6 protein-coding genes and 1 pseudogene are annotated in these 10,670 nt (G+C 63.4%); 5 read left to right on the plus strand and 2 right to left on the minus strand.

Annotation, left to right across the window (positions count from 1 at the left end):
• Positions 1 to 126 (plus strand): annotated as a pseudogene (locus G3574_RS28195) (amino acid ABC transporter ATP-binding protein); the annotation flags it as partial.
• Between the two features lie 60 nt (positions 127 to 186).
• Here the strand turns inward: G3574_RS28195 and G3574_RS00910 are convergent.
• Together G3574_RS00910 and G3574_RS00915 are read right to left on the minus strand one after the other, a co-directional pair.
• Positions 187 to 3,120 carry a PAS domain-containing hybrid sensor histidine kinase/response regulator gene (locus tag G3574_RS00910; RefSeq protein ID WP_163959968.1) on the minus strand — a complete coding sequence of 978 codons (2,934 nt, stop codon included), beginning with the start codon at positions 3,118 to 3,120 and terminating at the stop codon, positions 187 to 189.
• A gap of 2 nt (positions 3,121 to 3,122) precedes the next feature.
• Positions 3,123 to 4,331, minus strand: coding sequence for an ABC transporter substrate-binding protein (locus G3574_RS00915; protein ID WP_205609616.1), 1,209 nt, complete (start codon positions 4,329 to 4,331; stop codon positions 3,123 to 3,125).
• A gap of 322 nt (positions 4,332 to 4,653) precedes the next feature.
• On the opposite strand from G3574_RS00915, the gene G3574_RS00920 reads away from it, so the two are divergent.
• The 4 genes from G3574_RS00920 (at position 4,654) to G3574_RS00935 (ending at position 10,457) form a co-directional block, all read left to right on the plus strand.
• On the plus strand, positions 4,654 to 6,066 hold the full coding sequence (locus G3574_RS00920; RefSeq protein WP_163959970.1) for a sensor histidine kinase: 1,413 nt from the start codon (positions 4,654 to 4,656) through the stop codon (positions 6,064 to 6,066).
• 13 nt (positions 6,067 to 6,079) lie between these two features.
• On the plus strand, positions 6,080 to 7,684 hold the full coding sequence (locus tag G3574_RS00925; protein ID WP_163959972.1) for an ATP-binding response regulator: 1,605 nt from the start codon (positions 6,080 to 6,082) through the stop codon (positions 7,682 to 7,684).
• Positions 7,685 to 7,876: 192 nt separating this feature from the next.
• Positions 7,877 to 10,066, plus strand: coding sequence for a type IV pilus assembly protein FimV (locus G3574_RS00930; RefSeq protein WP_163959974.1), 2,190 nt, complete (start codon positions 7,877 to 7,879; stop codon positions 10,064 to 10,066).
• Between the two features lie 190 nt (positions 10,067 to 10,256).
• Positions 10,257 to 10,457 carry a hypothetical protein gene (locus tag G3574_RS00935; protein ID WP_163959976.1) on the plus strand — a complete coding sequence of 67 codons (201 nt, stop codon included), beginning with the start codon at positions 10,257 to 10,259 and terminating at the stop codon, positions 10,455 to 10,457.
• The last annotated feature ends 213 nt before the right edge of the window (positions 10,458 to 10,670 follow it).

Genomic DNA, 10,670 nt, shown 5'->3' on the forward strand with positions numbered 1-10,670 from the left:
CGGGTGGCGAACCGGATCGTGTTCATGGACCGGGGGCAGATCGTGGAGGACTGCAGCAAGGAGGAGTTCTTCGGCGCGCCGCGCTCGGAACGCGCCCGCGACTTCCTGGCCAAGATCATTCACTGAAGACGCTGCATGCCGCCGACAGGGCGCGCCTTCGGGCGCGCTTTTTCATTTGCGGCGGCGTCAGGATTCGGCGCGGTCGAACCAGCGCTGGAAGCTGGATTCCAGCGTCTCATGGTGTGCGTCGATGTCGGCTATGAGCGCACGGGCCTGCTCCGGAGAACCGTTGTCCCGAAGGACTTCGAGTGCCAGGTAGAGGTCGGCAAGCGCATTTGCGCCGACCGCCCGGGCGCTCGACTTTTGCCGGTGTCCGAGGCTCGCCATCGCGGCGAAATCCCCGTCAACCAGGGCCGCATGCAATTCCTCGGTCGCGTTCCTGCTCGTGGTCAGGAAACGATTGGCGAAATGGCGGATCTTGTCCAGGTCGTCGCCGATCAGGGTGCGCAATGCATCCGGATCGAATGCCGGCAACGCGTCGCCGGCCGGTATCGGCTTGATCGGACTTGGCAGCGATCTTCGGGCGGGCTCGGTGCCCATGGAGACCGACGGCATGCCGGCATGCGAGGCAATCAACGCGAAGAGGTTGTCCGCCACGAAGGGCTTGGACACGAAGTCCGTCATGCCGGCGCGCAGGCAGGTCTCGACATCCTCCTTGCTGACATTGGCGGTCATCGCAATGATCGGCAACGACTGCCACTGCGGCATGCGGCGAATGCGCTGCGCCGCCTCGATACCATCCATCAATGGCATCTGCACATCCATCAGAACGCAGTCGTAGGCGCCGGCGTCCAGCAAGTCAATCGCTTCCATGCCGTTGCCGGCGATCGTGACGCGCGCGCCCGCGCTCTCGAGAAAGTCGCGCGCCACTTCCTGGTTGAACACATTATCCTCGGCGACGAGGATGACGAGGTCCTGCAGCGGACGGGCATTCACCGCGAGCGGCGGCCGCGCGCCGCGAGGGAAGGCGAGGCGGGCGTGCTCGCCGCCTGCAAGCGTTCCCAGGGCCACGGTGAACCAGAAACGGCTGCCCTGGTCGAGCACGCTGCTGACGCCGACGCTTCCTCCCATCTGCTCGGCAAGGCGCTTGGAAATCGCCAGGCCGAGGCCTGATCCGCCGTAGTTGCGCGTCGTCGAGCTGTCGCCCTGCTGGAACGGGTTGAAAAGCTTGCCAGCCTGGATTTCATCCATGCCGATCCCCGAATCCTCGACCTCAAAGTGCACCATTACCTTGCCGGCGGACGTTTCGTCTGCCATGCGGACGCGGAGGAGCACATGGCCGCGCGGCGTGAACTTGATGGCATTGCCGACGAGATTGATCAGGACCTGTTTCAGGCGGAGCGCATCTCCCGTCACCACGGCAGGCACGTCGTCGGCGACATCCACCGCGAATCTCAACCCCTTTTCCAGCGCCTTGTCACGGAACAGGGCGGCGACCTCGGCGACGGCGGTGCGCAGGTCGAAAGGAATCTCTTCCAGGTCCAGCCGGCCGGCTTCGATCTTGGAAAAGTCTAGGATGTCGTCGATGATGGCGAGCAGGTGCTGGCCGGATTCCTGGATCTTGCCGAGGTAATCGCGCAGCTTCCCTTTCGGGTCGAGGCGCAAGGCCAGCTCCGCCATGCCGATCACGGTATTCATCGGCGTGCGGATTTCATGGCTCATGTTCGCCAGGAACTGGCTCTTGGTGCGGGCGGCTGCCTCCGCTTCCTGCTTGGCCCGTTCGAGTTCGGATACGTCGGTCTGCGTGCCGAACCAGTGCGTGATGCGGCCTTCGCTGTTGCGGAAGGGCGCGATGTTGGTATAGAAGCTGCGATAGACGCCGTCCGCGCCGCGCAGGCGCGCGGTATGGCGGTCCACCCGTCCCAGGCGCATGGTTTCCTGCCAGCGGTCGAGCAGGTCCTTGGCGCCTTCCGGATCGAGATGCAGATGCCAGCGTTCCAGGGTGTTCGGATCGCTAGGAACGGTTCCCGTGTAGGCATGCCAGCGGTCGTTCATCCACAGCACCTTGCCCTCGGCATCGGTCATCCAGGCAAGCTGCGAAATGGTGTTTGCCATCTGGAAGAACTTTTCCTTTTCCGACTGCAGCTCCGCGTGCTGCTCGCGCAAACGGTCCAGCATGCGGTTGGTCGATTCCGCAAGACTACTGACTTCCGCGCTTCGACCCGGCAGGGCGCGCCGCGCGCCGACCGCCTCCAGGGAGACCGTCCGGGCAAAACCTTCGAGGTCGCGCAAGTCGCGCGTCAGGCGCTGCGCCAGCCGGAACGCCACGCCGAACACGCCGATGCAGATCAGGGCCGCCACGCTGACGAAGACGAGGATGTCGAACCAGGCCGGCTCCTGCCGAAGGTAATCCTGCTTCACGTGCACATCCAGCTTGATGGCATTGAAGCGCCTTGGCAAGCTCACCGGAATGGGGGCGATCACCTGCTCGGGGTGGCCTTCCGCGGCGTGATGCTGGCCGTCGCCCACCCAGTGGATCTGCGCGCCGGTGCTGCGTTCCACGTCGGACAGCCTTATCTTGTAGAGCAACGCGCCTTCCGGCGTATGCGTGCGTGCATACCTGAGCATTTCCGCGCCGAGCAGCACCGCGCCGTCCGGCGCTTCCATGATGGCTACCCCGTCTTCGCCGGCCTCGAGCTTGCGGCGCAGCCACATGAGTTCGACTTCCGAAAACGGATGATTTCCGTTGCGCGCGATCTCGTTGCCCTCGAAATCGGTGAAGAGAATGCCGACCGGCGCACCGTTGATGTTCTGCTGGGCTTGCAGGTAGGGGACCAGATACGCTTCCCGTCCGGTGCTGTCGATCAGCCCGTTCGCCATGATCGGATTGATGGCGATTTCTTCGACCCTGTCGGAAAGGATCTTCAGGAGCTGGCCGACCCGGTCGGCATTGAAGTTCGCCTGGTTGCGGGCGATCACCAGGTTGGCCGACTCGCGTTCCCGGTTCACGATCCAGAACGACATGATGGCCGTCACCAGGAGGGCCATGGCCGTCATCACCGCCGCGGATGCCGCGAAGGTTCGCGCGAGGCTGGGTTGTTGCAGCGGGCCCGTTTTCAAGGTCAATCCTTCGACGGCACCAGCACACCGTCAGCGCGGTAGCGTGCCATGATCAGCTGTTCCGGGCCGAGGGCTTCATGCCGAGCCGGGCTGAATGGCGGCTTGTAATGGCGCACCAGGCCCTGGTATTCGCTGACGCGCTCCATCGCATCGCGCACCTTGGCGCGGTCCGTGCTGCCGGCGATGGCGATGGCGCGCGCGAGGATGTGCATCATGTCGTAGGCGTGCGCCACCCCTACCGGGCCCTTGATATCCTCGATTTTCCTGACGTCGCTGACCTTTGCCGCCTGCCTGAGAAAGTGATCGACCTTCTCCTTGCTGGCCTGGAAAAAGCTGAAGGTCTGTATCACCGAGAGATCCACCGCTTGCAGCGCGGGGCCGGCCTGCTTGGCGAATTCGCCGCCGGTGATGCCCCAGTGGCTAAGGATGGGCACGCGCTGCGTGGCGGGAAGGGTGGCCATTTCCTTGACGAGCGTGGCCGCCTCGTCGTCGTTGGCAACAAGGATGATGGCTTGTGCGCCCTTGGCGCGCAGGCTCTGGTACTTGTCGAGCAGGCTGGCGTCGCGCCAGTTATACCAGGTGGAATGCACGATCCTGGGCAGGCGCGAATTCTGTTCGTACTGGTTCGCCGCCGCCAGGTTGCTGCGGCCCCACGAGGTGTTCGTGAGCAGCAAGCCGACGCGCTCGATGCCGCGCTTACGGGCGACGCTCAACATCTTGGGCATCGCCAGGCTGTCGCGCAATGAGAGGCGGAAGGCGAAGTTCGGGCTCATGCCGTTGTCGATGATCATGTCCGCCGACGACCACACGGCCATGAAGGGCACGTTCGCATCCTTGAGCGTCGGCAGTTCCTCGATGATCACGGGACTGAACCGGCCGCCGAACACCGCGACCAGGTCGGGCATGCGCGCGAACTCCTGGATGTTCTTGATGCCGCGCGCCGGCATGGAACGGTGGCCGCGGGTAACGAGCTGGATTTTCCTGCCGCCGAGAACGCCGCCGGCGGCATTGATCTCCGCGATGGCGACTTTGAGGCCAAGTTCGACGGCTTCCGCGGAAATGCTGTTGTCGAGATCGTATTCGCCATCGAGGCCGATGAGCACCGGCGCCGTTTCCGCGGCGGCTTTCCGTAACGACAGGCCCAGCAGCATCGCCGAGAGGGGAATGGCAAGAGAGCGCAGGAACAGCCGGCGAGGCGGGTGGTTGAACATGATATTTCCGCAATTAGGAAACAGGCCCGCGCGCGTCGGCCGGGGCTGCTGGCTCCTAGGATAATTTCCTTTCGACATTGCGCCAAGCGAAATCATCTGTCCGCCAGCTGGCCAGGGCATCGTTGCCATCATGTAGTCACCATCTCCATGCGCCTGTCACATGCTGCGCGGAGAGAACTAATCCATTCCCGGCTGCTCTCAACTGGAACCCGATTGCCATCCCGTCAAGAACGTGCAGCAGCAACAGGATTCGACAGAAACGACACGCGAGCCCACTGAACACACCGTTTCATTTCGACAGGTCCGGCTGGCGCTGCCATTCATGGCCGGCATCGCCATCGTCATCCTGTCCATCTGGCTCAACCTGTCCGCGCTGGACACGCTCGTGGCGAACCAGCGCGCACAGGGAGCCCAGCGAAGCGTTGCGGCCCAACTCCAAAACCTGGTGTCCCTGGCCTTGCAGGCCGAGACCGGACAGCGCGGCTACGTGATCACCGGCAAGGAAGAGTATCTCGCTCCTTACCGGGACGCGGTCGAACGGCTGCCCGCGGCCTTCGCTTCCTTGCGGAACTCGCTCGAGGGCGATGCCGGTCAATTGCGCCGGCTTTCCCAGGTGGAAGCGCTTCAGGGCAAGAAGCAGGATGAACTGGGACGAAGCATCGCGGTCCGCCGCGATCAAGGATTTGCCGAAGCGCAGGCAATCGTCAGCTCCGACGTCGGCCGCGAATACATGCAGCAGGTGCGCGATCTCGTGGCCGCGATCGATGGCATCGAGCGCGGCAAGCTGGTGGAAAGAATGGCGGCGTCCGCGCGCAGCGCCGAGCAGGCGAGGCGCAGCATCGTTTTCGCCGGCGCGCTTGACGTGTTCCTGATCGGCGCCTTGTTCCTGTTCACCCGGCACGACCTGAGGATGCGGGAAAAGGCCGCCGCGGAGCGGTCGCGTTCCGACGCCATGCTGCGCGAACTGAACCAGAGCCTCGAACGGCGTATCGTTGAGCGCACGCAGGAGCTGCAAACCGTGAACGAGCGGCTGGACGAGGTCAACCGCGAGCTCGAAGCCTTCAGTTATTCCGTCGCGCATGACCTTCGTGCTCCGCTGCGCAGCATGCATGGTTTCGCGGAGGCGGTGAAGGATGACTATGCTGGCAGGCTGGATGAAGAAGGACAGGATTACCTGCGCCGGATCGCGGATGCGGCGGCGCGCATGGAAAGCCTGATCGACGACCTGCTCGTGTTCAGCAATCTCTCCCGCGGCGAATTGCCCATGCAGCCCGTGGCGGTCGACGACATGGTCCACGCGGCGCTGGTCAATCTCGAGGCGGATGTCCGGGCGTCCGGCGCGGACATCCGCCTCGACCTGGAGGCGCTGCGGGTCATGGGAAACCGGCAGGCATGCGTGCAGGCCTGCCAGAACCTGCTGTCGAACGCCATCAAATTCGTCGCGCCCGGAGAGCGGCCTTCGGTGTTCATCCGCTGCGAGCAAACGGTGGACGGGGATGGCGGCCCGGCCGTGCGGGTGCTGGTGAAGGATAACGGCATTGGCATTCGTCCCGATCGGCTGGACAGGATCTTCCGGCCGTTCGAACGCCTGCACGGGGTCGATGAATTCCGCGGGTCGGGAATCGGCCTGGCCATCGTGGAAACGGCCGTGCGCAGGATGTACGGCCAATGCGGCGTGGAGTCCCGGGTGGGGCAGGGTTCCCTGTTCTGGTTCGTACTTCCCGGCGCGGCTTGAAGAAGGTGATCGCATGGATACCGCATTCAACATCCTGGTGGTCGACGATAACGGCGATGACCGCAAGCTCACGGTGCGCGCCCTGCGCACGGAATTGCCGCAGGCAACGATCGTCGAGGCGGCAACGGCAAGCGATTTCGACCTGCATGCGGCCAACGCCTATGACTGCGTCATTACCGATTTCCGTTTGGGCTGGAGTGACGGCCTCGCCATCCTCAGGCGCATCAAGCAGGACGATCCCGAGTGCCCGGTGATCATGTTCACCAGCACCGGGAACGAAGATACCTGCGCCGCAGGCATGAAGCAGGGCTTGTCCGACTACATCGTCAAGCGCCGCGGCGAATATCCGAAGCTGCCGGTCGCGGTGCGCAGCAGCATCGAACTTGCGCGCGCGCGGGTGACCGTGCGGGAGCACCAAGCCAGCATCGAGGAACTGCTCGAGAAGGAAAAGCTTGCACGGAAGGAGGCGGAGCATGCCAACCATCTCAAGGATGATTTCCTGGCGACGGTTTCCCATGAACTCCGCACGCCGCTCAGCGCGGTCCTCGGCTGGGCGCACATGCTGCAGCTCGGCCGTTTGACACGCGAGCAGGAAACGGAAGCCTTCGCCATCATCGAGCGCAATGCCCGGGCGCAGGCAAAGCTGATCGAAGACCTGCTGGACCTGTCGCGCATCATGTCGGGCACGCTCAGGATAGACATGGGCCCGCTCGACATGCTGGGCTGCCTCAACGGCGCGGTCGCCAGCGCCCGCGCGGCGGCGGAATCGCGCCAGATCAATCTCACTTCCCGCTTCGATGTCCTGCCGCCGCCGGTGCGCGGTGACGCGGCGCGGCTCCAGCAGGCCATCGGCAACCTGCTTGACAACGCAATCAAGTTCACCGAGCCGGGCGGCAACGTGCACGTTTCGCTCGAACGCGCCGGCTCGCATCTCCAGATCGCCGTGAAGGATTCAGGCATCGGCATCGACAACGATATCCTGCCCCATATATTCGATCGTTTCCGCCAGGGCGACATGGGACCGACGAAGCGCCATGGCGGCCTGGGAATCGGCCTGTCGGTGGTGCGCAGCCTGGTGGAAATGCACGGCGGCGCGGTGCAGGCCAGCAGCGAGGGCAGGGGAAAAGGGTCTCGCTTCGTCATTACCTTGCCGGTCGCGGTCATGCGGGAAAGAAGCATCGATGCGTTCGTAAAAGGCGGGGCCGGCGACAAGCGCTACGATGAACTCAATGGCATCCAGGTCCTGGCGATCGACGATGATCCGGACACCTTGCACATCATCAGCCAGGTGCTCTCCATCCACGGCGCGAAGGTCACGACCGCCGGCAACGCGCAGGAAGGGCTTTCCCTGCTGGGGCAGCGCGGCTTCGATGTGCTGCTGTCGGACATCGGCATGCCCGGGGAGGACGGGTTCTCGATGATAGGGAGGCTCAGGCAGGGCGGCGGGCTGAATCATGCCATCCCGGCCGCCTCGGTCACCGCCTTCGCGCGTTCCCAGGACCGGGAGAAAGCCCTGTTGTCTGGATTCGATGCCCACGTCGTCAAGCCGGTCGAACCTGGCGAACTCATCGCGGTGGTCCTCGCGCTCGCGAAACGGGACAGGCTAAGCCCGACGTGACCGGGAAATAGTAAAGAAACCAGTCAGAATAGTGCCTTGAAACCACAGGTAACGAAATGTAGGGGCCAAATTCTCTCTCTGTTTCCTGTTCACGTTCGTTGCATTGCGGCTACAATCATGATGAACATAAGCAATAACTTTTTTGTTATTGCCGGCCTGCCAGCGCCATTCACCGTGCCTGATTGCGACCCGATGCCTAAATCGACCGACCGTCTCCAGAAATTTCGCAACATGCAGCCCGCGGCGCTGCGTGAAGCCGGTCGGCCGTTCCTCGTCCTGCTGCCGCTGTCGCTTGCTGCGTGGTGTTCGATCACTTATGCGATCGGCCTCGGCCAGGTCAATGTCGTTTCGCGGCTGGGCCAGCCGCTGCTCCTCGAACTCCCTGTCCACGGACTGGAAGATCCCCAGAATGCCGCGCGCTGCGTGAAGGCCGACATCGGCTCGCTCGATGGCTCCGTTTTCATTCCGGTCCGCACCCTGCTGCTGACCAAGGGCGAAGATTCCCTGCTCCAGATACGGTCCACCAAGACCGTGAATGAACCCATCCTGTCGGTGATGGTGTCGATGGGATGCGACTCTCCGGTGCGGCGCGAATACCAGGTCCTGATGGACATGCCGCAGGGGTCGGAGGCCATTGCCGGCGCGAGCCAGGCGGAGCTCGCGATGCCGCGCAACGACAAGCAACTCGCCGCCGCGGCGCGCGTGGCGCCGGAAGAGGGCGCCAGAGTCCGCCAAACCGCGTCGCGTGAAGACATGCGCCGCGAGCGTGCGCCCAGGGAAAAACGGCGCATGACGGCCAAGGCTTCGCACGAGCGCGCCCGGGATGCCGGTACGGCTGCTCCCATCGCCATACTGCCTGTCTTTGCCCCGTTCGGATTGCGGCTGTCCACCACATTGAGCGTCATTCCCGCGGATATTCCTGCCAGCCAGGAAAACGTCGCCGCGCAGGCGCCAGCATCCGCCTCAGTTGCTGCGGCTTCTGCATCCGCTTCCACGCAAGCGATCCAGGCAACGACGGCATCGCAAGCAATCCAGGCTACTCCACAACCGCCGCAAGTCAGCGCGAGCCGCAGCGCTGCGAGCGTGCCGGCGCTGGCGACCACCGAGCCCGCCCTGCGTGAATCGAACCAGAACCTGCTCCATTGGGTGCAAGGCCTCGCTGCGGCACTGGCCGCCAGCTTCGGCGGCTTGCTGTGGATGAACCGCAAGATGCGCCGCGAGAGAGAACTTCTCGAAGCTGAATTCGATGCGCACCTGTTTGACGATATAGAAGATGGCGAGGAGGGCAGGGAAGAGGACGTGCAGGGCGAATCGTTTGCCGAACCCGCCATTCTTCGTCCGGAACCGCTGCAGGTAGAAAATCAGCAGGATGCAGTCAACGAGGTCGACGCCCAGCGCGCCGTCCTCGGCACAGCGGCGCCTGCCGCCCCGGATTGGTTGAGTCTGGCAGACGACGCCAATTCCCTGAGCAGCGCGAGCGTCGCCGAACAGGGTGGCGCAGACAATGGCCAGAAACGTGGCTTCAAGAACGAGTTGCTCAACCTGACGTCGCCGGAAGAGATTTCCGACCTGATCGAACTCGCCGAAACCTGGCTGGCGCTCAATCGGCCGAAGGCGGTCATTGAAATCCTCGGGCCGCTCAATCATGTCGAGACGCCGCGTTCTCCCTTGCCGTGGCTTTACCTGATGAATGCCTACCGCCAGGTCGGCGACCGCGCCAGCTTCGACGATCTCCGCCTGCGCACGATGGAATCCTTCAATGTCGACGTGCCGGACTGGAGTTCCCGCCATGCAGTCGTTTCCTATCCCGGAAACTGTCTCACGGACTTCCCGCATATCACCGAGCGCATCATCGCCTTATGGAACACGCCGGAGGTGGTGCCTTACCTCGAGAGCTTGCTGCCCGATGACCGCAAGGGTATCCGCCAGGGCTTCCCGCTGGCCGTGTACCAGGATATCCTGGGCCTGATCCACCTGGCGAGCGCCCCCGACCGCGAGATTGCCGAAAGCGGTGTTCCGGATGATGTCATGGAGATCATCCATCGCAAGCACCCGGATTCTGAGGCCGGCACCAAGGAACCGCTGGCATTCGCGGACTTCGAACTCGACGATCCCGGCCCGTCTCCGGATGCCGCCGTAGCTGACGTTGCCGGACAGGCGCTGTCCAGCCAGCAGCTTGCCGACGCGGGAACGTCTGCGTTGATGGCCTCCGGAACGCGCGAGCCACTTTCGCTTGAACCTCTGCCCCTGACGCTCGAGCCGCTGGACCTGGGGCCGGCCGAGCAAGCCCCGGCAATGGAAAAGATGGAAAAGCCCGAGGAACCGAAGGCCGAGCCATCTCTTCCGAAGGCGGAAGTGACCTACATCGGGCGCCGCGCCTGACAGCAGATCGTTGCCCCGGCGATCCGTCCGCCATGCCGAAAGGCATGTCCCACCCAGCAGTCCGCGTTTTTCCCCAATGGTTTTGATGCCGCTTCAAGACAGGGATCTTTTGTCCGTCCATCCTGTCTGGCATCCGCAGGAGTAAGCCGTCCGGATTCCCCGGACATTCCTGCGCCAAGGAAATCTCGACATGCCCACGATCCGACGCACTACCAAGGAAGTTCAGGTAGACGACATGCTCTACATCTTCGACGTTGTCCAGGTCGCCGACGCCTTCGAGGCTTGTGTCGCAGCAACCGACGTCGCGCATTGCGAACTGGACCATCCACCGGCAACGAAACGCCCGCTGGCAGCGGACGACATGGAATCAGCCGAAGGTAAGGAAAGCTGAGCTTGAGCCGGGCTGACGTAACTGGCGTCAGCCGCCATGCTGGCTCGGGGCGTTTTGGAGCGGATGGATCGCGACACTTCTACTTGGGGCGCTACAAGCAATGTTGCAACCATTTTCAGATGTCCCACCTGCAGCCGTTTTCAAATGTCCCGGTTATGCATCGGGGTTTCCAGCAAGCAGCCGCGACAGCGGAATGGACGTAAGGGCAGGGCA

This window comes from Noviherbaspirillum galbum (genome assembly GCF_010974945.1).
Lineage (GTDB): Bacteria > Pseudomonadota > Gammaproteobacteria > Burkholderiales > Burkholderiaceae_D > Noviherbaspirillum > Noviherbaspirillum galbum.